Here is a 21,082-nt window from a genome sequence, read left to right as displayed (position 1 = left end):
CCGCTACCAACTGCGGTAGCCGCAGGTGTCGATATGGAAGCGCACGCTGTGGTAGATGCCGAGCCCCATGTCGCTGTCGGGACCCAGGCGTGCGTGCAGGCTGCGCAGCTCCTCGCCTAGTTCCTTGCGGCTGATATTGGATTTCGGCACCAGGTCCAGGCCGCAGAAGTCGCGGTGCCGGCTGCTGGACCGGCCGCCGGATCTGCGGTTGTAATTGGCGGTGCGATAGGCGGACAGTACGCTCACCGGCCCGATGCTGGGCTCCAGTTCGTCCCGGACGACTACCAGGGTGGCGACCATATTGCGCCACAGATTCCGCGGCGGAATCGCAAAGGCGGACTCGTTGATGTCCAGCCAGTCGGTGCCCTGGCGCAGCAGGTTTTCGGCGTCCAGCACCCCGTCGACGCCTTCGGCTTTCAGGTAGTCGAACAGCCGCGCGGTGCGCTCGCGGTTATCGCCGCGGCGCAGGAAGCTGTTGAAGTGCTCGGTGGTGGCGACCCGGTAGCCTTTCAGCTCGCGGTAGGGCTTTTCCAGCGATTTGAAATACAGGTACAGCCAAAGCGATGCCACCACCAGCAATAGCAGTAGTGTGATGCCGGCCACCACCACGCGGTTGGTCCGCTGGCCGGGGGGCTGCCGTGAAAAGTAGGTTCCTGCAGTGAGCGGCGCCATGGGGAGAAGTCGCTCCTTGTGGTCTTGGGGCGATGCGGATACATCGGCGACCTTTCCATTTCACTATAGCTGCTCGCGGCGCGGTTTTTGGCGGCTGGGGAAAGCCGTCCGGAATGGTTCTGTGGGGTTTTTGTGGTGGGGCTGGTGTGTCGGGGAGGGGCGCTGCGAAGTCCAATGAGGCCAGGGGGTCGCCGCTCCCCTCTCCCAGTGGGAGGGGGGAGCTTTGCGTTGAGCTTCGGTGCCGCGAAGTTCTACAAAGGGGCTAGGTCCAGGGCCCCGCGGCCCTGACGTCTTCGCCCACCTGGAACTTCTCGATGTTTTCGGCGAACAGCCTGGCCAGCTTGCCGGCCTGTTCATCGTAAGCGCCCTGATCCGCCCAGGCCCGGCGCGGGTTCAGGTAGGCCCTGTCGACGCCGGGCACCTCCAGCGGGATATCCAGGTTGAGGATATCCAGGTGCTCGGTTTCGCTGTCTTCCAGCGCGCCGCTCTGGATGGCGGCCACCACGGCGCGGGTCACCGGAATGGGGAAGCGTTTGCCCGGGTTCTCGGAAGCGCCGCCGGAGCCGCCGGTCCAGCCGGTGTTGACCAGGTAGACCCGGGAGCCGAAATCCTCGATGCGCTTCATCAGCAGGTCGGCGTACTCGCGCGGTGCGCGCGGCATGAAGGGCGCGCCGAAGCAGGTGGAGAAGGTCGGGTGAATGCCGGCTTCCGCGCCCAGCTCGGTGGAGCCCACGCGGGCGGTGTAGCCGGACAGGAAGTGGTAGGCGGCGGCCTCCTTGGACAGGACGGACACCGGCGGCAGTACGCCGGAGACGTCGCAGGTCAGGAAGATCACGTTCTTCGGTTCGCCCGCCTGGTTGCCGGGCTGGCGCATGACCACATGTTCCAGCGGATAGGAGCAGCGGCCGTTCTCGCTCAGGCTGGTGTCGTGGTAGTCGGGGGTGCCCTTCTCGTCGGTGACCACATTCTCGACGATGGCGCCGAAGCGGATGGCATCCCAGATGACCGGTTCGTTCTCTTTGCTGAGGTCGATGGTCTTGGCGTAGCAGCCGCCCTCGATATTGAACACACCGCCTTTGGCCCAGCCGTGCTCGTCGTCGCCGATCAGGTAGCGCTCCGGGTCGGCAGACAGGGTGGTCTTGCCGGTGCCGGACAGGCCGAAGAACAGGCACACATCGCCGTCCTTGCCCACGTTGGAAGCGCAGTGCATCGGCATTACGTCTTTCTCCGGCAGCAGGAAATTCTGTACCGAGAACATGGCCTTTTTCATCTCGCCGGCATAGCGCATACCCGCCAGCAATACCTTGCGGCTGGCGAAGTTGATGACCACGCAGCCCTCGGAGTTAGTGCCGTCGCGTTCCGGTTCGCAGGCAAAGTCCGGCGCGTGCAGGATGCGCCACTCCTTTTTGTCTTTGGGGTTGTACTTGTCCGGACGGATAAACATGTTGCGGGCGAAGAGGCTGTGCCAGGCGGTCTGTGCGGTGACCACCACCGGCAGGTAGTAGCCCTCGTGCTGGCCCACGTGCAACTGCTGGACGAAGGTATCGGAGGCGGCGACGAACTCCTCGACGCGGTTCCACAGCGCATCGAACTTCTCCTGCGGGAAGGCGCGGTTGACGCTGCCCCAGTCGATGCTGTCGCTGCTGGAGGCCTCCTCCACTACAAAGCGGTCCGCCGGCGAGCGGCCGGTGCGCGCGCCGGTCTCGGTCACCAGTGCACCGGTGTCGGACAGCTTGCCCTCGCCGCGTTTGAGCGCTTCTTCCACCAGCTGCGCCGGCGCCAGGTTTTTCAGCACCTGCGCCGTATCGTCGATCTGTGCCATTCGTCGATTACCCGTAAAAGTTGTATTGATACTGCAAATAGTAGGGGTCGCCGCTGAAAACGGCGACCGGGCATGTTCGGGGGCGCATTATGGCAAACTTCAATTTGGGCGGGTAGAAAGATTGGCTGTTTCCTGCGCGTTGACAGCGCTGTCTTGGAAAAATTTGCGCTGCTTGATTTTCTTGGGTTATTGCTGGTCTTCTAAAAATAAACTGAGTGAATGGTGGGAGGGCAGATTGGAGCGAGTTCCGTGAACTCCAGCCTGCGCCACGCCGCCTGCGGCGCGCCATCTATTGCCGCGGCTACCATTTAAGGGCATCCACCTCTAAAATCCCGCGGTTTTGACCGAGGCGAAGGCCCTATGTCCGATCAATTGGAACGCTTTATCTTTTCCCAACACGATATCCGCGGGCAGATGGTGACCCTCACCGACTCCTACCGCGAGGTGCTGGAGAACAACCGCCTGCCGCAACCGGTGGACCAGTTGCTGGGGGAATTCCTCGCCGCTGCCTGCCTGCTCTCCACTACCCTCAAGTTCGAGGGGCTGCTGGCCCTGCAGGCCCGCGGCGAGGGGGATGTACCGCTGATCATGGCCGAGTGCACCCACCAGAGCGATCTGCGCGGTATCGCCCGCATCGCCGAGGGTGCTCAGGTAGACGGCGACGCCAGCCTGTCGCAACTGATCGGCAAGCGCGGCACCCTCGCCATCACCATCGAGCCCCGCGACGGCGAGCGCTATCAGGGCATAGTACCGCTGGAAAAGGAGACCCTGGCCGGGTGCCTGGAGGACTACTTTACCCAGTCGGAGCAACTGGCGACGCGCTTCTGGATCGAATCCAGCCCCGACACCGTCGGCGGCATCATGCTGCAGGTGTTGCCCGGCAACAACGCCACCTCCGAGGAGGAAAACCGCGACGGCTGGGAGACCGCCCAGTACCTGGCGGAAACCGTCACCGCCGAGGAATTGCACCAACTGCCCCACGACCAGCTGATGCACCGCCTGTTCCACGAGATGAAGCCCGCGGCACTCGGCACCGCCAATATCCGCTTCCGGTGCAGCTGCTCCCGCGAGCGCAGCGCCCGCGCGCTGGTTTCCCTCGGCGCCGAGGAAGTCTACCAGTTACTGGAACAGCAGGGCGGCGAGATCAGCGCCGACTGCCAATTCTGCAATACCCACTACCGCTTCGACCGGGCGGATATCGAAAACCTCTTCAACGCCCCGCCGCCTACGTTGCACTGAATTTCGGGATCTGGGATTCGGGGCTCAGGTGGGGTACCGCCTGGGTCAGCGGTGCGCACGGCGCAGCCTGCGGTTCGGGGGCAGGGGAGGCCTCGGGGCTCTTCGGTCCCCTCTCCCCCAGCCCCTCTCCCGGTGGGAGAGGGGAGCTCAGTGTTGGGCTCCCGTGCTACGCATCGATCCGCGAAGTCCAACAAAAAGGGCCGGGGAGCCCGGTGGTTTTTCAGCGGCACACGCGGCGGATCTCGCGCTGGAGTTTTTCCGCCATGCGCTGGCGCTCCCGTTCGGTCGTTTTGATTTCTTTGCCGTTTTCGTCGACAAACGCCACCCTGCCCTGCAGTGCGCGCAGCCTTTTGCGAGCCTTCTGGCAGGCGCGTGCCATCTGTTGTTGCCGCTGTCTCTGCTTGCGCTGTTTGCGGCTCTCGTAGTTCTTTTGCAGGTCGTCCCGCTGGCCGCGCTGGGTGGCCTTGCGGGCCCTGGTGGCGTCGGCGGCGTTGATCGGTTGCAGTTCGTCGCCGATGTTGTCCGCCTCGGCCTGCATCGGCGGCCGGTCGCCGAAGTGGACCTTGCCGTCCTCGTCGACCCAGCGGTAGAGCTCGTCGGCGCTAGCTGCGGCGGCCAGCGCGATTGCAAGTGTGCAGATCCCTGTTTTTATCATCGGTCTTTCCCTTCCCCCGGTACCCTTCAGTCACTGGCTACGGATCCCCCGCTGCCGTCTTCCCGCGCCAGGGTGCTGAACAGGCCGGGGGAATGGCGGCTGGGAATATGGTAGGTCTGCAGGATCAGCGGCTGCTGTTCGGCGGCCGCGGCTGCATCCAGCACCATACGATAGCCGGAGTCGTCCCGCAGCTCCACAAAGGATTCTTCGTTGCTCTCCATCAGCCGGGCGAACTGGGCGAAATCCGCTACCTCGCGGCCGTTCACCGAGTGGATGATCCAGTTCTTCCAGTCGTGGTAGCCGAGGTTGACGCCGGAGGGCAGCACTTTCAGGGCCACCACCAGCTCGCGACGGTCCTCGTCGCCCCACTGGTTGCGGGCATTGAGGTATTCGGTGGGGGCCTTGGAGTGCCAGTTCTTGCCCCAGCGCTTGATCAGGTTCATGTTCAGTGGCACGAACACCACGCCGCCGTAGATGTAGTAGCGGGGGCGCTGGTCGTATTTTTCACCCACCACCAGCGAGCGCGATGACGGTGCTTCACCCAGTGTGACTTCCGCTGTCTGTACTTCGCCGTCGCGGGAGAAGCGTATTGGCAGGCGGTCGCCGACGTGGTAGCGGTCCACGGCGTAGTGGTAGTTGGTGCGCTGGTTTTCGCGCCACTCGACGGTGCGGTCGGCGGCGACGGGGAAGCCGTCCACTTCCAGCAGCACGTCGCCGGGGCGCAGCACCCGGGCGGCGGCGGAACCGCTGAAGACCTTGACCACCAGCGCCCCTTCCTGCCCCTCACTGAGGCCGGCGTCGCGTTGCATTGCCGGGCTCTCCATGCTCTGGGTGAGGACGCCGAATTCCGGGAAGCCCTGGTGCACGCCGTCCTCGGCGTCTTCCAGCACGTGTTCGATCACGCTCGGCGGCACGAAGTAGCCCAGGTTCTCGGCGCCGCGGCTGTGGTTGGTCTGCATGGCCACGCCGACGACGCGGCCGTCGGAGATCACCGGGCCGCCGCTGTTGCCGGGGTTGATGGCGGCGTCGATCTGGCCGGCCATCAGATAGCTCTCGGCGTGGGCGTAGTACTGGTGCTCCACCCGGGACAGTACCCCGCGGGTGATGGACAGGGATTTGCCGCCGATGGGGTAGCCGTAGACGCTGACCTCCTGCTGCAGCTCCGGCAGCTCGCCCAATTTCAGCGGGCGGGTGCTGTCGAAGAAGCTTTCGCCCTCCACCTTGAGCAGGGCTAGGTCGGCGTCGTGGGAGACGAATTCGACCCGGGCGCGGAATTTGCGCGGGTCGCCGTGGCGCTGTACCTGGATAAAGCTGCCGTTGGCGACCACGTGGGCGTTGGTGAGTATTCGCTCGCCGCCAATCACCGCGCCGGAGCCGGACAGTTGCTGGGCATTCAGCAGTGCCCAGGGGTTGAAGTAGTCCGGCGCGGCGGCGGTGGTGTAGATCTTGATGATGGAGCGCTTGAGCTGTTCGTGTTCGCTGTCGGCACTGGCTGCCTGGGTGACGGCGAAGAGCAGCAGCGTGAGGGCCAGGAGTCGTTTCATCATGATTTGCGGCGTCGTTATTGATGGGCTTGCCAGTTTAGCAGGCGCGCGGGCGGTGGCGGGCGGTTCCCCTGTGTTATTCCTGTTCGCGCAGGAAGCGGTGTATCTGGCGGCGCTGTTTCTTGTTGGGGCGCTCGCTGCGGATACCGGCGTTACTGGCCCTGCGCTCGGCGCGGGCCTGTTCCCGCCCGGCGGCGCTGGCTTCGGTTTCGCGATAGAGGGTGCGGGCGATATCGGCGCCGCGGCGCTGGTCGGACAGCGCCAGTACCTCCACCTCCATCCGGTCCCAGCCCTGGCGCACGGTCAGGGTGATACCGGTGCCGATCTCCCTGCTGGCTTTGACCCGCTGGCCGTCGGCGTGCACCTTGCCGCCCTCGATGGCCCGCTTGGCCAGACTGCGGGTCTTGAAGAAGCGGGCGGCCCAGAGCCATTTGTCGATACGTACTTTTTCCATTCGGATGTCGGTCTTTGTCTGCTGTAGGAGCCTGCTTGCAGGCGAACAGGAGCTCCCACTTGCCAGTAAGAAGAGTCAGTGGCGGCCCTGCTGCCGGGGGAGGTTTGCGGGACACGCCGTGAATACGTCCCTGTAGGCTTGTCTGCGAGGTGTCCCGGCCGCTCCAGGTATTCACGGCGCCTTCGGCCCCTCTCGCAGACAGTCCCGCAAACCTCCCCCGGCATCAGGGCCTTTGCTTCTGACCTGGGTATTCTTTTTCGAGTGTCGCACCGTTGATCGGTCGGTGCGCACGGCGCACCCTACCCGAGTCTCCAATTCAGATCGCCATAATCTCATCAAACCGGTGAATCGCCGGAAACTCGGTGATATCCCGCATGGGCCCGCGGCTGTCCGGCTGGCGTATGCACAGCAGGTGGGCGATGCCGTAGTTGCGGGCGGCGGCCAGCACGCTCTCGTTGTCGTCGACGAACAGGGTGCGCGCCGGGTCGAAGCCGGTATGCTCGCGCAGCGCCGGCCAGAAGTGGGCGCTCTCCTTGGCGTGCTTCAGCTCGTGGGAGGTGACGATGCCGTCCAGCCTGCGGTCGATACCGGTGATCTCGAGTTTGTGGCCGAGGCCGTCCGGGTGGGCGTTGGTGACCAGCAGGGCCCTCTTGTCCAGCCTGCGCAGGCCGTCCAGGAAGGCCTCGCTCTGCGGGCGCAGGGCGATGCGGTCGGCGGTCTCCCGGTAGAGGGCGGCCACGTCCAGTTCCAGTTCCCGCGACCAGAAGTTCAGGCAGTACCAGTCCAGGGTGCCGCGGCGCGCGTCCATCTCGGCGCCCAGTTCCGTCTGCGCGCGCTCCAGCGGGATACCGCGGATTTCGGCGTAGCGGCGCGGCAGGTGGGTGAGCCAGAAGTGGTTGTCGTAATGCAGGTCGAGCAGGGTGCCGTCCATATCCAGCAGCACCGTGTCGATATCGTGCCAGTCGAGCATCGGGTCAAACTACCTCGTATTCCGGGGCGGGAAGGGAAATGAGCACAGGCCATTGTCCTCCGCCCCTGTGAACGCCGTATTATGCCCGCGCGCGCCCTATGCCGTACAGCAGCGCCAGTTGAGCGCCATAATAGGTGAGCATGATACCGGTGCCGGCCAGCGGCAGCGGCGCGATAAAGCGGTTCAGCGCGATCAGGGTGTCCGAGGCCATGAAGGTGACGGCGCCGGCGAACAACAGCGCCGAATCGCCGCGGTGGCCGGCCGCGCACAGGGTCATGGCGACGATTGTGACCAGGTAGACGAGTACCGGCAGTGCCAGCTCCCCCGCCGCCGGCAGCAGCAGTTGTGCCAGCAGGAAGGCGGCGGCCAGTACCGGCGCGCCGCGCAGCCAGAAGCGCCGGCAGCGGAAGTCCGCGGCGCGCAGGAAGTTGCCGGCGTAGATCAGCTGCGCCAGCAGGAAGGCGCCCAGGCCGAACACGAACTGGTGGGGGAATTCGAGTGCCAGCAGTACGTCGCCGAGGGCGGAGAAGCCGAGAGCGGCCAGCACCAGGGTACGGGTCGGGCCGCCCAGGCTGCGCCGGGCCAGCAGCGCCAGAACCGCGATGGGCAGGATTTTCAGCGAGGCCATCCAGGGACCGCCCAGGCCGGTGGCGTCGAGCCCCATATAGAGCATCGCAGCGGCGGCAAAAGCGATGAGGAAAGGCGCGTCGGAACGGGAAGAGCGGCCGGTGGCCGGAGCGGCTGTGGTCATGGTCTCACTCGTATTCTTGTTGTATTTGTGGTCTGCTCCGGGCCAGTATTCGGCAAAGCGGGTGGCGGTGCAATCGCCGCCGGCCAACACGTCAATTTGAGCCTCAGGGAGAGCATCGCACATGAAAGCAGCCAATATTCTCGAGACCATCGGCAATACACCCCACGTCCGCATCAACCATCTGTTCCGCCCGGAAATCGAGGTGTGGATGAAGGTGGAGCGCTTCAATCCGGGCGCCAGTATCAAGGACCGCATCGCGCTGTCGATGATCGAGGCGGCCGAGGCCAGCGGCGAGCTGGTGCCCGGCGGTGTGATTGTCGAGCCCACTTCCGGCAATACCGGTGTCGGCCTGGCGATGGTGGCGGCGGTGAAGGGCTACCGGCTGATCCTGACGATGCCGGAATCCATGTCGACGGAGCGGCGCAAGATCATGAAGGCGATGGGCGCGGAGCTGGTGCTCACACCCAAGGAGAAGGGAATGGGCGGTGCCATAGACAAAGCCCAGGAGCTGCTGGCGGAGTACGACAACAGCTGGATGCCGCAGCAGTTCCGCAACCCGGCCAATGTCGAGGTGCACCGGGATACCACGGCGCGGGAGATCGTCGAGGATTTTCCCGAGGGCCTGGACTACCTGATCACCGGTGTCGGCACCGGCGGTCACATCACCGGTTGCAGTGAAGTGCTGAAGGAGCGCTTCCCGGGCCTGCAGACGTTCGCGGTGGAGCCGGAGAAGTCTGCGGTGATCAGTGGCTGCGAAAAGGGACTGCACCGGCTGCAGGGCATCGGCGCAGGCTTTATACCGGATATTCTCAACACCGGGGCACTCGACGGCACCATTCAGGTCAGCGAGGAGGACAGCTTCGAGATGGTGCGCCAGTGCGCGCGGAAGGAAGGGATCTTCGTCGGCATCTCCTCCGGTTCCAGCCTGGCGGCGGTAAAACAGCGCGAGAACGACTTCGCCGCCGGCAGCAAAGTGCTGGTGTTCAGCTACGACACCGGCGAGCGCTACCTGTCCATCGACGATCTGTTCCCGGCCTAGTGGTCCATGCGGCAAATTCTGTAACACTATCTCTTCGCCACAGGCCCCAGTGCTGCGTTGAAAAAGCTTGAATTAGCGCTGCTAGTCCTGCGCTTTTTCGCCTTGCCCTGGAACCCGTGGCTGTGAGCTAGAGTCACCGAATTTACCGCATGAACCACTAGTCCGCTTCGCGGGCGCCTTGGGCGTCCAAATCGGCAGTCCCTGCCGATTTGTGCCCATCCTACGGAATTGTGGGCGGTAGGAGCCTGCTTGCAGGCGAAAAGAACGGGGCCCCGCTCCATTCGCCTGCAAGCAGGCTCCTACCGTTCGTGGCCCGGCGCGGGCGAGTGCGTATAATGCCCGGTCCAATCAAACGGGGGACTTATGGATAAAGCATTACTGGAACAGACCATCGATATCTGTCGCCGCGCCGGCGATGCCATTCTCGAGGTATACAACAGCAGCGCCGAGCTGGAAGTGGACACCAAGGCGGACGACTCCCCCGTGACCGCCGCCGACCTGGCCGCGCACAGGGTCCTGGCGCCGGCACTGGCGGAGCTGCTCGACGGCGTGCCGGTGCTGTCGGAAGAGCAGGAGATGCCGTCTTTCGAGGAGCGCCGGCAGTGGCAGCGCTACTGGATCGTGGATCCGCTGGACGGCACCAAGGAATTTATCCGCCGAAACGGCGAGTTCACCGTCAATGTGGCCCTGATCGACGGCGGCGAGCCGGTGCTGGGGGTGGTCTATGTGCCGGTACTGGATATCACCTACGCCGGCTGTAGGGGCGGTGCCGACAGCGAAGCGGTTGCCTTCAAGCGTACCGCCGACGGCGAGACGCCGATCCGGGTGCGGGCGCTGCAGCCGCGCCTCGACGCCGGTGAGCCGGTGGAACTGGTGGCCAGCCGCAGCCACGGCGCCGGCGCGGTGGACCGATTGGTGGAGCGCATCGAATCCGCCGTGGGCGAGGTGGCCTGCAAGAACATGGGCAGCTCCCTGAAGTTGTGCCTGGTGGCCGAGGGCGCCGCGGACCTCTACCCGCGCCTGGCCCCCACCTGCGAGTGGGATACCGCCGCGGCCCAGGCGGTGGTGGAGGCCGCCGGCGGTACCGTGGTGGATGAAGAGTTCCGGCTGCTGCGCTACAACAGCAAGGATTCGCTGCTGAACCCCTTCTTTTATGTTATCGGTGACTCGTCGTTCGACTGGCGTCCACTGCTCACAAAATAACCAATTTTTGGCTAGGCTTTACCTGAGCGCCCCCGCTTTACCGGCGGCGGGCGAGATGTCTGCCCGCCACCGCCGGCGAGCGCGTTTTGTTCAGGTAGAGCCATGTCCCGACCCCGCAGTGCGCACGTCAATATCAGCGAGAGCGAGACCCGCAAGCTGCGCCGCCAGCTGGAAAGCGAGATCAACTGGCTGCACCGGCAGATGGATGAAATGTACGGCACCGGATCCGAACTGGATCTCTCCCTGATGCAGACCTACCGGGAAATGATTTTTTCCCGGCGCGCCCTGCTGGGCAGGATCCCGCGCTAGCGGGAAATTCTTTTTTCCTTTCACAAAACTGCACACTCCCTCTCTGCTACTGCCCGGATTTCGCCGCGCCATTTTTTGCCTGCCCGGGCCAAAAAACTGTCAATTCCGTCTACGCTTGGTGGGTTAATGTAATAAGAGTAATTCCCGATGCGTTATCCGGTTGTGGTTCACAATATCGAGTACGCCGGCTTCGGCGCCATAGCGCCGGACCTCCCCCATTGCCATTGCCACGCCGAAACCCTGGACGACACCCTGCAGAAGATGGCAGAGACCATTGTGCAGCGGCTGGAGGATGTCCACGCTGCCGGCGAGGCGCTGCCGGAGCCGGGCGATATCGATACCCTGCGCGACAACCCGGCTTTCGCCGGCGGTATCTGGGCCATCATCGATGTGGCGCACTCCGAGGTTTACCCGAATAAATCAGAACGTTGATCGATTCGCAGTAGCGACGGACCAAGGAAGGTAATAATGAAGAAATTTTTGTTGGCTTTCGCCCTGATGTGTTCGTCCACAGCCGGCGCTGTGGAGTGGAATAACCCCGTCGAGGGAATCTGTGCCGGGGAGTATCGGGTGATCGGCACCCTGGGCGCCGGTACCGGGGAGATCCAGATCAACAAGGAGCGGGATACATTCGGCTATGCCAGCGTGGGTATCACCCCCTCCGTGGGCCTCTGGCAGGTGGAGTTGCGCTACTCCAATTTTGACGACGGTCATCTCTCCGTCGATCAGTACGGGATCAATTTCAAGGTGGATTTTACCCTGAACTGTGATGTCCAGTGCCTCTACTGGATGGCCGGCTGGAATTACGGCGAGTTCGATGTGGACACGGTGCGCCGCGACAATCGCCACGTGATTGTCCCGGTGAACAACGACGGCGACGACAACTACTGGAACGCCGGCGTCGGCTATCGCTATATGTGGACACGGGATTTCGATACCTCGATCGAGTACAACTACAACGACGTGGGGCGGGTCTCCGGTTTCGACCTCGGCCACCTGCGCTCACTGACGGTGAACCTCAGCTACCGCTTTTGACGTCCCCGCCCCCTACCGTCATTCCGGCGAAGGAACGTCATGCCGGACCTGATCCGGTACCGGAATCCAGAGAACGGGGCCCCCAACTGGATCCCGGATCAAGTCCGGGATGACGAGCCCCCTTGCCGTCATTCCGGCGAATGCCGGAATCCAGGGAACGGGCCCCTCAATGGATCCCGGATCAAGCCCGGGATGACGAGCCCCCTCTGCCGTCATTCCGGCGAATGCCGGAATCCAGGGAACGGGGCCCCTCACTGGATCCCGGATCAAGTCCGGGATGACGAGGCCCCCCTGCCGTCATTCCGGCGAATGCCGGAATCCAGCGAACGAGGCCTCTCAACTGGATCCCGGATCAAGTCCGGGAGGATGAGAGCCTAGGGTCAGCCCGACAGCCGGCGAGCGGTCAGAAAGCGTAACTCAGGCTCATGTTCAGCCCGTCCTCCCGCGCCAGCTGGTAGCCGTTGTAGTCCGCGGACAGATTGCCGACCCACTCCAGCCCCAGGCGCACACCGGCGAGCGGGCCGCCCTGCGGTACCGTATTGAAACCGATGCCGTAGTCCAGCAGCTCGCCGCCGTAATTCGCCTGCAGGTCCGCCGGGCTGGCGTGGTTATGCGGGCCATTGTAGTGGCCGTTGATATCCCCCTCCTTCGAATATTCCAGCCGCGCCGACAGGCTCAGCCAGTCCACAATGCGGTAGGCGCCCCAGGCCGTGGCGCCGTAGCGCTCGCCGAAGGCGAAGCCGGAATCGTTTTCCCCCTCCATCGGTAGGCGCGCGGACACTTGTGCGCCCCAGCTCAAACGGTCCAGGGTGCCGGTATAGGTCACCGACGGCATCAGGTCCCAGGTGCCGCTGCCCAGTTGCATACCGTAGTGGGTGAAGGTGCCGTCGGCGTTTTTCTCCTCCACCGAACCGGTGGGCGCGTTGGCGCCCAGGGTTGCGTGCAGTTTGTAAGTGCTGCTGTCCACCAGCCGGAAGAGGCCGGCGATGACGGTATCGCCGGTGCCGGAAACGCCGTGGTCGTGGCCGCCGGTGTGCATATTGTCCATGCCGGCCATTCCGCCTGCGCCCTCCGTATGGCCGTGGCCATCGCCAATCATCTCCATCGACATATCCATGTGCATGGTCTGCGGCATGAACATCAGTGTCAGGTCGTCGGAGACGGCGTACATGATGTCGAGCTTATGCATTTCCATGCTCATGCCGGTGGGCATCATGGAATAGCCGGCCGTCTGCAGATCCATCGCGTCCACCTTGTGGGAGCCGCGATAGACGTCGCTGTAGTCTTCCTGCATATAGCGGTAGCCGATCATCCACTCGCCCTGGTTGTGCAGGTGATCCGCCATCACGCCGGCCGGGGCGTGGCCTTCCGGCAGGATGGCCGGCCCCCCGTCGTGGGCGCCCGCCAGCGGCGCGGCGAGGGCGATGGAAGTGGCCAGCAGGGCCGGGCGAAAGTGGTTGTTGTGGGATGTGTGCATTGAGATTTTCCCCATACAGGTGCCGCCGCCGGCGTCGGGCGGCGGCAGCAGATTTCGCGCGCGACAGTCGGGCCGCCGCGCCTCGGATTAAAAGTATTGAATGAATCAGCTGTCGGGGAGAAAAGGCGGGGCGCGGCCGGGGGGCCGAGTGTAGTGGCGGTGCCGTGCGGGCGGGGCCGGCAGTGCCGGTATCGGTTCCCGCACGCCGGCGATTGCGGGGGGGATCTCGGCGATCGGCGCCGCGGCAAGGATGGCGCCGGCGGAAAAGTTGCAGTGGTTGTCGGCGAACGATTGGGCCGTCAGCGTATCGTGTTGGTGACCTGGGCGGTGGTTGTCACGCCGATCCGCCAGCCAGTTCAGCAGTTCGAGGCTGCGGCTGTCGCCGTGGCAGAGGTCGTAGGGCGCACCGGCGGACAGGGGCGCGGGCATGAAGCCCGCAGGCACCAGGCCGCGGGCGCTGAGGAACACACACAACAGCAGCAGCGCCAGGCCGCGTGGCAGCCGGCAGATGGGGCGCTGTGGCGGTATTCGGGTGGCTTGCATGATGCGCTTGATCGCCGTTGTTGTGGCCGATCAGTCAATATAGCGATTCTGCCACCGGCGGGCTAGTGCGCGGTGCAGTCAGTCCAGTCGCCATTCCGGCGAAGGAACGTCATGCCGGACCTGATCCGGTACCGGAATCCAGTGAATGGGGCCCCTCACTGGATCCCGGATCAAGTCCGGGATGACAAGGCCCCCTCTACCGTCATTCCGGCGAAGGCCGGAATCCAGAGAACGGGCCCCTCAACTGGATCCCGTATCGAGTCCGGGGATGACCACGGCGGGCATAAGCGGGCGCGATGACGGCTGCAGCGCGTGAGTTTTGGTCACAGCAACTCTGACGCGACTAACGACTCGGGTTTCGGGGCTTGTGCCACCGTAAACTTTAAATACGACCGCTGCGCTTCAGCTGCCAGTAGCTTTCCACCAGCGCCATATGCAGTTTGTCCGGGGCGGAGTCCACCACCAGTACGTTGCGCGCGCGCAACTGCTGCAACAGGCGGCCGCGGCGGTCGAGAAAGTCGCGTGTGGCCGCCAGTTCCACGGCGTCGCCGAAACCGGCCACCGGGCGCTGGGTGAGATCGTCCAGGGCGGATTCGCGCAGGCAGGCCACCATCACCAGGTGGCGGCGCGACAGTAACTGTACCGCGGCCAGCAGTTCGTCGCTGTCCTCGTCGCGCAGGTTGGTGACCAGTATCACCAGCGCGCGGCGGCTGTGATCGGCGAGCATCTGCTGGGCGGCACCGCTGAAGTCCGCGCTGGCGGTGCCGGAGTGCAGGTCGTAGACGTGATTCAGCAGCAGGTTGATGGCGCTCTCGCCCTTGACCGGCGGCAGCCGGCCGGCGCCGCCCGGGTGGGCGAAGGCCTGCAGGCCCACGGCGTCGCCCTGCTTGATGGCCACATAGGCGGATAGCAGCAGCGCGTTGAGGGCGTGGTCGAAATGGCTGAGTTCGCCGTCCTTGGCGCGCATGCGGCGGCCGCAGTCGAGCATGTAGACGATTTCCTGGTCGCGCTCGTCCTGGTACTCGCGGCTGATCAGCTTGTGCATGCGGGCGCTGGCGCGCCAGTCTATCTGGCGCTGGCTGTCCCCTTCCCGGTACTCGCGCAGCTGGCGGAAATCCATGCCCTCGCCGCGGCGCTGCTGCTGGTGCAGGCCCAGGAAGCGCAGGCTCTGCTCGGTGCTGAGGGACTGCAGTGAGGAGATGCCGAGGAAGTTGGGGTACACCTTGACCGCATCCGCCCGGCCCAGGGTCAGGTGTTTCTGCCACAGGCCCCAGGGGGAGGCCGCCAGTACCTCGATCGGGCCGAACACCGCGTGGCCGCGGCGGCGCGGCACCAGCGGGTAGTCGATGCGGACTTCCTGCTCCGGGTCCAGTTGCGCGTCGCGGGGCAGCTCCCGCGCCTGCAGTTGTTGCGGCAACCGGTCGCAGACCGTCAGGCGCAGCCGGCGTGCGCCGTCGTTGCGCAGCAGCAGCCGCACGCGGTTCTCCACGCCCAGCGCCAGGTTGCCCGGCAGCGAGCGTTGGCCGTCCAGGCCCGCTACGCGGCGCCCGGTGAGCCAGTCCAGCAGCGCGGCGCCCAGCAGCAGCGCCCCGGCCGTCCACCAGCCGGCGGCGACGGCGCCGGCCGCCTGCGGCAGCCAGATACGGGCCGCGGAAATCAGCAGGGCCGCCAGGCACCAGTAACCGAGCAGCCGCACCAGGCGGCGGCTGGGGCGCGTGTGCGGAATCAGGGCGGCGGCACTCTTCACAGCCTGGGCGCTTCCACGGTGTCGATGATCTGCGCCAGCACCGAGTCCGGCGTCTCGCCGTCGATTTCCATATCCGGTGACAGGCCCACGCGGTGGCGCATCACCGGTACGGCCATGGCCTTGACGTCGTCCGGCAGCACGAACTCGCGGCCGGACAGCAGGGCCCGGGCGCGCGCCGCCTGTAGCAGGCCGATACTCGCCCGAGGCCCGGCCGGGCGGCGCAGTTGGGCGGCGTCGCGGGTGGCGCGCACCAGTCGCACGGCGTAGTCCAGCACCTGGCGGTCCAGCGCCACCTGCGGAATCAACGCCTGTAGCTCCTGCAGTTGCTCAATGGTCAGCTGCCCCGCCGGCTGCTGTTGCAGGTGCTGCTCGATGCGGCCGCTGCTGGCGGCCGCGGCCAGCTTGAGTTCCGCCTCGTGGTCGGGGAAATCGATCAGGATCTTGAGCAGGAAGCGGTCCAGCTCCGCCTCCGGCAGCGGGTAGGTGCCCTCCTGCTCGATCGGGTTCTGGGTGGCCAGCACCATGAAGGGCCGCGGTACCGGCAGCGCCTCGCCGTCGATGGTGACCTGTTTTTCCTGCATCACTTCCAGCAGCGCCGCCTGGGTCTTGGCCGGGGCGCGGTTGATTTCGTCCGCCAGCAGCAGGTTGGTGAACACCGGCCCGCGGCGCACCTCGAAGCGGCCCTCGGCCATCTGGTAGATGGCGTGGCCGGTGACGTCCGCCGGCATCAGGTCCGGGGTGAACTGGATGCGGCGGAAGCTGCCGCCGAAACAGTTGGCCAGGGCGCGCACCAGCAGGGTCTTGCCCAGGCCGGGCACCCCTTCCAGCAGCACGTGGCCCGAGGTCAGCAGGGCGATCAGCACCTGGTCGACCACCGCTTCCTGGCCGATCAGCAGCCGGTTGACGGTGTTGCGCAGCAGCGCCAGTTGTTCGGACGCGGCCTGCCAGTCCGGGCCCGGTGCCTGTTCGCCCTTCTGTTGTTCGGGTTGTTCGGGTTGGTAAGTGGTGTCGCTCATAGGACTGCCTCGATTTGCTGCAGGTTGCGCATTCTTTCGGTAAACGCCTCTTCGCTGTGCGGGGGCTGGCCCCAGAGGCTGTCGGTAATCCGGGTTTCGCCGAGCCCGGTGGCCGCGTTCAGCTGTTCGCAGAGTCGGCGCCGGGTCTTCTGTGAGGCGTTGTCGCCGCCGAGCCGCCGCAACAGGCTGTCGCGGTAGCGCGCCAGCAGTGCGCTGCATCTGTCTTCGCGCCAGTAGTAGTGGCCACAGGCGGCGATATGCTCGAGCAGCGAGCGGCGCGCGGTTTCGGGTTCCGCCGCGCGCGGGCCGAAACGGCGCGAGCGCAGCAGCAGCCAGGCCAGCAGCGCCAGCGCGCCGGCGCCGAAAAACTCGCGGGCGTAGCGGCGCGCCAGCACCGGCAGTGAGTCGAACTGCGGCCGGGTCAGGAAGACGAAATCGCCGTCGGAGGCGAGCTGCTCCAGCAGGAAGACGTGGTCGAAATGGCCGATGCGGTCCGACTGCCAGAGGCCGGCGTCGGCCATCAGGGTGAGCAGGCCGTCGCCGCGTTCGAACTGTATGAAGGGCACGCCTGCGGTTTCGTTTTCCATGTCCGCCCAGAAGACCGGGTCGCTGTCTCCGCCCGCGGTTTCGTTTTCCATGTTCGCCCAGAAGGCCGGGTCGCTGTCTCCGCTCGCGCCCTCGCTGTCGAGCGTCGGGTGCCACAGTAATGTGGTGGGGTTGAAGTGCAGCCGGTAGTCGTGGCCGCTGTCGGAGGTCAGTGTCACCAGTGCCGACGGGTCCACATCGGGATCTTCGGGCGGTTCGGGCGCCGCGGGTTCGGCGGCATCCGCCCCGCTGTCTTCGGGTGTTTCGCCGTCGGTGTTTTCGCCTTCGCGCAGTTTGCGGTTGTGTTCGCGCAGGAGTTCGCTGGCGCTCTTGCCGCTGTACTCCTCGGCTTCCTCGCCGATAAAGCGGCGCATCGGGTTGGTGAAAAAGAAGTCGCCGCTGCCGGTTTCCGCGGTGACGCCCAGCTCTTCCAGCAGCCAGTCGCGCTCGCCCTCGGTGCCGCGGCGGGCCACCACCACGGCGTTGCCGCCGCGCTCGATCCAGTCCAGCAGTTCCCGGGCGCGCTCGCCGTTGTAGACCTGGCTGGAACTGGCCACGTAGAGGGTGTCCTGCGGCGAGAGTCCGGCGACGGCGGCGATATTGTCGGCGCGCCGCGTCTCCAGCCCCCGGGCGTCGAGAAACCGCTCGGCGGCGAGATAGGGGTTGCGGATGGCCTTCGCGCTCCAGCCGCGATCCAGTTGCCGTTCGTAGCGCTCGAAAAACGTCAGGAACAGCGCCACCAGGGCGCCGATCAGCAGCGACACAAGCACGAGAAGGATCCGTTTAGCGGTCATCGGCAAACACCTCCCGCCAGCAGTCGCAGAGATTTTCCACGCGCTCCGTGGCCGGCGCGCGGTGGGCGTAGGCCAGTTGCTGCCAGACACCGGTGAGCTGCTGCACGAAATCCCCCAGCGCGCCGCTGACCGGTTGCTGTTCGTCGTCGGCGCCGCGCTGGCGGCGCATCTGCACCTGCTGCGCGCACTCGCTCTCGGTGAGGTGATCGCCGAACTCGAACTGGTAGCGTTCGATCAGGTGCGACAGGGTGGCCCGGTAGAGCAGGCCCAGGCTGTTGCGGCGGTCGCCGGCGGCCCAGAGTCTCAGCACTTCGGCGCAGACGTCGTCCGGCAGGCTTGAGCGGCGCACGTCCAGGCCGAACAGCGTTTCCGGCGGTGTGTGTCCGGGTTTTTCACGCCGGCGGAGCTGCAGGCTCTGGCGCAGCGGCTCGCGGTAGCGCCACAGCAGGTACAGCAGCAGGCCGATGGCTCCGGTCCACAGCAGCAGTTCGATCAGGCCGCCGATCAGCGGGCCGAACCCGGGGCCGTCTTTGGCGTCGTCACCGTCGTCGGCCAACAGGCGTTCCAGCCGCTCGATAAAGTTGATCATCCACTCGGGAAAGGCGTCCGCCTTCCACTCGAAATCCTTGAGCCGCCAGCGCTCGACCGTTTCCATACGGTGGAAGTCCTCGCCGACGAGGATGCCGTCGACGGTTTCGCGGGCCTCTTCCGGTGTCGTCCCCGCTTCCGCCCGCGCCGGACTGCCGTGCAGGGCCCCCGCCAGGCCCAGCGCACAGAGCAACAGCAGTTGCGCGGCGACGGGGCCGTGCGCCACGCCGCGCCGGGTACGCCGGCTGCGCTCGCGCAGTTGGCGGAACTGGATTTCGATATCCCAGCCCTCCAGTTCGATACGGCGGCCGATATACAGGGCAAAGCCGCCCACCACGTAGAAGGGGGCCACCGCGGCCATGACCAGCAGGTAGATACCGTTGAGGCCCCACTGCAGCCAGAGTTCGCCGCTGCTCAGGAAGGGCAGCCAGTCAATCTGCACCTGTTCGGGAATGAACAGGTAGACCAGCGCCACCACCGCCAGGGCCAGGATCATTTCCAGGTGTACCAGTGTCAGTGTCAGCCAGGTGGCGGTGCCGGCGTGCTTGCGGTGCAGCACTGCCACCCGGCGGCTGCGCGCGGCGCCGCTGTTCTGTTCCAGCAGTGTGACCGGCATATCGAAGGAGCGCGTGGCGCTCAGGCGGCGCCAGCTCAGCCAGGCGAACCAGTCGCGCCGGTTCTGGGCGAAGAACTGCCGCAGCGCCGCGCCGGCGCCGACCTTTTCGCCGAACAGCGCGCGGCTCGAGATGAACAGCGGCAGGCGGTCGTACACCGGCTTCAGCCACCAGAGCAGCAGGCTGGCCAGCCCGGGGGACTCCCACAGGAATGTCGCACTACCGGCGAACACCAGCGCCGCCGGCAGCAGCCACACCAGGAACAGGGAGCCCCACTGGCGGCGGGCCAGGGCGATGCCCAGGTCGACGGATTCCCACGGCGAGCGCAGCCGCGCGCGCACTGCCAGCCGTTCAAGATCCATGGCGCGCCTCCCCTTCGGGATTGCCGCCGCGACCGGCCAGCGCGAAATAGGCGAATACCAGCAGCCAGAAAATGCTGCCCACCGCCACTCGCACACCGACTCCCAGCTCGGTGCTGGAGGACCAGAAGGCCTCCAGGAAGGCGGCCACCACCAGCATCAGGAAGGTGCCGTAGACGATTTTCATCGCCTCGATACTGGCGAGGCGCAGGGCCGCGGGGCGGCGGTGCCCGCCCGGGTCGATCAGCGACTGGCCCAGGCGCAGGCCGGCGGCGCCGGCCAGCACAATGGCGGTCAGCTCGAAGGCGCCGTGGCCGATCACGAAGGGGTAGAAGGTGGTGGTAAAGCCCACGCGGGTGATATGCCCGAACACCGCCCCCAGGTAGACACCGTTGAACACCAGGAAAAAGATGGAGCCCAGCCCGAACAGGATGCCGGCGGCAAAAGTGCGGAAGGCGATGCCGATATTGTTCTTTATGTAGAAGCCGAACATCTGCAGGTCCGAGTCGGAGCCGCGCTCGCGCCCCATGACGTCGTTGCCCGGATCGTACATGGATTCGAACTGCAGCACTTGTTCCGGGGACATGACCGCATAGATCAGCGCGTCGTTGTGGTAACTGCCGATTCCCATGACCAGCGCCGGCAGTACAAACAGCGCCGCAGCCAGCCAGACATAGCGGATCTGCTCGCGCACCGCCCGGGGGAAACCGGCCAGCAGGTAGCGCACCCAGGTATTCCTGCGCAGCGTCTGCTGGCGGTAGACGCGGTGGTGCGCGGCCATTACCAACTGGTTGAGGCGTTCGATCAACTGGTTGGTGTACTGGCGTTCCTTGGCCACCGCCAGTTGCTGGCACAAGCTGCGGTAGGCCACTGGCAGGTCGGGCGCGGGCCGGTCGGAATCCGTGTCGCCGGTCCGCAGCCATTGCTCCAGCCGTTGCCAGCTTTCGCCGTAGCGCTGTTCAAAGTCCTGTTGTTTCATTTTCCGCCCAACAGCCAGTTGCCCACGGCGTGGAGATAATGGAGGCCGTCGCGGCCGGATTTGCCGGTTACCGGTTGCAGCAGCTCGGCCAGCTCCCGCTGTCGGGCCTCGCTCAGGTCCCGGTGGCGTTCGGCCAGGCTGATGATGGCCAGCTGGTCCTGCATTAACAGGCCGCGCGGCGGTGCCAGCGGTGCCGCCTGCGGCAGCGAGCGTTCGCTGCTGTTCTGCTGGCGGTACACCACCAGGGTGCCGGCGGCCAGGTCGCCCAGCCGGCGGAAATCCCGGTTCAGGGTCATGGCAATGGTGCCGGCGGCGTAGCCGAAGGGCAGGAAGTCGGCGAAGCGCAGCAGGTTGCGCAGCAGCGAGGCGCTCCAGGAGATGGGGGTGAGGTTGTCGTTGACCACCATCAGGCCGAAAGCCTTTTTGCCGGGCGTCTGCCCGCCGCGGACCACTTCGAAAAAGACCGGGTAGAACCACTCCAGCAGGAAGGAGCAGAGCAGCCAGATACCGACACCGGCGCGGTCGGCGAACGCCAGCGCGATGCCGAGTGCGGCCAGTATCAGCGAACGGTAAAAGACGTCGACGGCATAGGCGAGGATGCGCGGCACAGGCCCGGCGGCCTGTGCGCGCAGATCGATCCCCTCGGGTGTCTCGACGTTGTAGGCGGTATCCAGCAAACCACCGCTC

21 protein-coding genes are annotated in these 21,082 nt (G+C 65.5%); 6 read left to right on the top strand and 15 right to left on the bottom strand.

The annotated features are described in order from the left end of the window. Nucleotides 1–3: 3 nt before the first annotated feature. Together OQE62_RS06860 and OQE62_RS06855 are read right to left on the bottom strand one after the other, a co-directional pair. Nucleotides 4–672 (bottom strand): D-Ala-D-Ala carboxypeptidase family metallohydrolase, encoded by a 669-nt coding sequence (locus OQE62_RS06860; protein WP_265721266.1) that lies wholly within the window; start codon nt 670–672, stop codon nt 4–6. 262 nt (nt 673–934) lie between these two features. Further along, nucleotides 935–2,494, bottom strand: a complete 1,560-nt coding sequence (locus OQE62_RS06855) for a phosphoenolpyruvate carboxykinase (protein ID WP_265721265.1) — start codon at nt 2,492–2,494, stop codon at nt 935–937. A gap of 360 nt (nt 2,495–2,854) precedes the next feature. On the opposite strand from OQE62_RS06855, the gene hslO reads away from it, so the two are divergent. Then, nucleotides 2,855–3,733, top strand: a complete 879-nt coding sequence (gene hslO / locus OQE62_RS06850) for an Hsp33 family molecular chaperone HslO (protein ID WP_265721264.1) — start codon at nt 2,855–2,857, stop codon at nt 3,731–3,733. 220 nt (nt 3,734–3,953) lie between these two features. Here the strand turns inward: hslO and OQE62_RS06845 are convergent, their stop codons facing one another. From OQE62_RS06845 to OQE62_RS06825, 5 genes are all read right to left on the bottom strand, one after another. Continuing rightward, nucleotides 3,954–4,388 carry a DUF4124 domain-containing protein gene (locus tag OQE62_RS06845; RefSeq protein ID WP_265721263.1) on the bottom strand — a complete coding sequence of 145 codons (435 nt, stop codon included), beginning with the start codon at nt 4,386–4,388 and terminating at the stop codon, nt 3,954–3,956. A 26-nt stretch (nt 4,389–4,414) separates the two neighbouring features. Then, nucleotides 4,415–5,935, bottom strand: a complete 1,521-nt coding sequence (locus OQE62_RS06840; protein ID WP_265721262.1) for a S1C family serine protease — start codon at nt 5,933–5,935, stop codon at nt 4,415–4,417. Nucleotides 5,936–6,008: 73 nt separating this feature from the next. After that, nucleotides 6,009–6,386 carry an RNA-binding S4 domain-containing protein gene (locus OQE62_RS06835; protein ID WP_265721261.1) on the bottom strand — a complete coding sequence of 126 codons (378 nt, stop codon included), beginning with the start codon at nt 6,384–6,386 and terminating at the stop codon, nt 6,009–6,011. Nucleotides 6,387–6,702: 316 nt separating this feature from the next. Beyond that, nucleotides 6,703–7,356: a GMP/IMP nucleotidase gene (yrfG, locus tag OQE62_RS06830; protein ID WP_265721260.1), complete on the bottom strand. Its 654-nt coding sequence runs from the start codon at nt 7,354–7,356 to the stop codon at nt 6,703–6,705. A 79-nt stretch (nt 7,357–7,435) separates the two neighbouring features. Then, nucleotides 7,436–8,107: a lysoplasmalogenase gene (locus tag OQE62_RS06825; protein ID WP_265721259.1), complete on the bottom strand. Its 672-nt coding sequence runs from the start codon at nt 8,105–8,107 to the stop codon at nt 7,436–7,438. Nucleotides 8,108–8,228: 121 nt separating this feature from the next. Here OQE62_RS06825 and cysK point away from each other — a divergent pair, with 121 nt between their 5' ends. The 5 genes from cysK to OQE62_RS06800 all read left to right on the top strand — a co-directional run bounded on the left by cysK (nt 8,229) and on the right by OQE62_RS06800 (nt 11,693). Further along, nucleotides 8,229–9,146: a cysteine synthase A gene (gene cysK, locus OQE62_RS06820; RefSeq protein ID WP_265721258.1), complete on the top strand. Its 918-nt coding sequence runs from the start codon at nt 8,229–8,231 to the stop codon at nt 9,144–9,146. A gap of 363 nt (nt 9,147–9,509) precedes the next feature. After that, nucleotides 9,510–10,349 (top strand): 3'(2'),5'-bisphosphate nucleotidase CysQ, encoded by an 840-nt coding sequence (gene cysQ, locus OQE62_RS06815; RefSeq protein ID WP_265721257.1) that lies wholly within the window; start codon nt 9,510–9,512, stop codon nt 10,347–10,349. Between the two features lie 102 nt (nt 10,350–10,451). Next, on the top strand, nt 10,452–10,658 hold the full coding sequence (locus OQE62_RS06810; RefSeq protein WP_265721256.1) for a hypothetical protein: 207 nt from the start codon (nt 10,452–10,454) through the stop codon (nt 10,656–10,658). Between the two features lie 147 nt (nt 10,659–10,805). Continuing rightward, the gene (locus OQE62_RS06805; RefSeq protein ID WP_265721255.1) at nt 10,806–11,090 is read left to right on the top strand and encodes a type II toxin-antitoxin system HicB family antitoxin; all 285 of its coding nucleotides are present in this window, start codon (nt 10,806–10,808) and stop codon (nt 11,088–11,090) included. Nucleotides 11,091–11,126: 36 nt separating this feature from the next. After that, nucleotides 11,127–11,693: an outer membrane beta-barrel protein gene (locus OQE62_RS06800; RefSeq protein ID WP_265721254.1), complete on the top strand. Its 567-nt coding sequence runs from the start codon at nt 11,127–11,129 to the stop codon at nt 11,691–11,693. Nucleotides 11,694–12,096: 403 nt separating this feature from the next. Here OQE62_RS06800 and OQE62_RS06795 read toward each other — a convergent pair whose 3' ends face one another. The 8 genes from OQE62_RS06795 to OQE62_RS06760 form a co-directional block, all read right to left on the bottom strand. Beyond that, on the bottom strand, nt 12,097–13,170 hold the full coding sequence (locus OQE62_RS06795) for a hypothetical protein (protein WP_265721253.1): 1,074 nt from the start codon (nt 13,168–13,170) through the stop codon (nt 12,097–12,099). 105 nt (nt 13,171–13,275) lie between these two features. Next, nucleotides 13,276–13,713, bottom strand: a complete 438-nt coding sequence (locus OQE62_RS06790; RefSeq protein ID WP_265721252.1) for a hypothetical protein — start codon at nt 13,711–13,713, stop codon at nt 13,276–13,278. Between the two features lie 382 nt (nt 13,714–14,095). Next, nucleotides 14,096–15,460, bottom strand: coding sequence for a DUF58 domain-containing protein (locus OQE62_RS06785; RefSeq protein WP_265721251.1), 1,365 nt, complete (start codon nt 15,458–15,460; stop codon nt 14,096–14,098). After that, nucleotides 15,457–16,476, bottom strand: coding sequence for an AAA family ATPase (locus OQE62_RS06780; protein ID WP_265721250.1), 1,020 nt, complete (start codon nt 16,474–16,476; stop codon nt 15,457–15,459). The genes OQE62_RS06785 and OQE62_RS06780 overlap by 4 nt, the downstream gene beginning before the upstream one ends. After that, the gene (locus OQE62_RS06775) at nt 16,473–17,855 is read right to left on the bottom strand and encodes a DUF4350 domain-containing protein (protein WP_265721249.1); all 1,383 of its coding nucleotides are present in this window, start codon (nt 17,853–17,855) and stop codon (nt 16,473–16,475) included. The genes OQE62_RS06780 and OQE62_RS06775 overlap by 4 nt, the downstream gene beginning before the upstream one ends. Next, on the bottom strand, nt 17,845–19,419 hold the full coding sequence (locus OQE62_RS06770; RefSeq protein WP_265721248.1) for a DUF4129 domain-containing protein: 1,575 nt from the start codon (nt 19,417–19,419) through the stop codon (nt 17,845–17,847). The genes OQE62_RS06775 and OQE62_RS06770 overlap by 11 nt, the downstream gene beginning before the upstream one ends. After that, the gene (locus tag OQE62_RS06765) at nt 19,409–20,395 is read right to left on the bottom strand and encodes a stage II sporulation protein M (RefSeq protein WP_265721247.1); all 987 of its coding nucleotides are present in this window, start codon (nt 20,393–20,395) and stop codon (nt 19,409–19,411) included. Before OQE62_RS06765 ends, OQE62_RS06770 begins: the two co-directional genes overlap by 11 nt. Further along, nucleotides 20,392–21,072, bottom strand: coding sequence for an RDD family protein (locus OQE62_RS06760; RefSeq protein ID WP_265721246.1), 681 nt, complete (start codon nt 21,070–21,072; stop codon nt 20,392–20,394). The genes OQE62_RS06765 and OQE62_RS06760 overlap by 4 nt, the downstream gene beginning before the upstream one ends. Nucleotides 21,073–21,082: the final 10 nt, after the last annotated feature.

Source organism: Microbulbifer halophilus, from assembly GCF_026183675.1.
Lineage (GTDB): Bacteria > Pseudomonadota > Gammaproteobacteria > Pseudomonadales > Cellvibrionaceae > Microbulbifer > Microbulbifer halophilus.
This window is presented reverse-complemented; position numbering and strand designations above follow the sequence as displayed.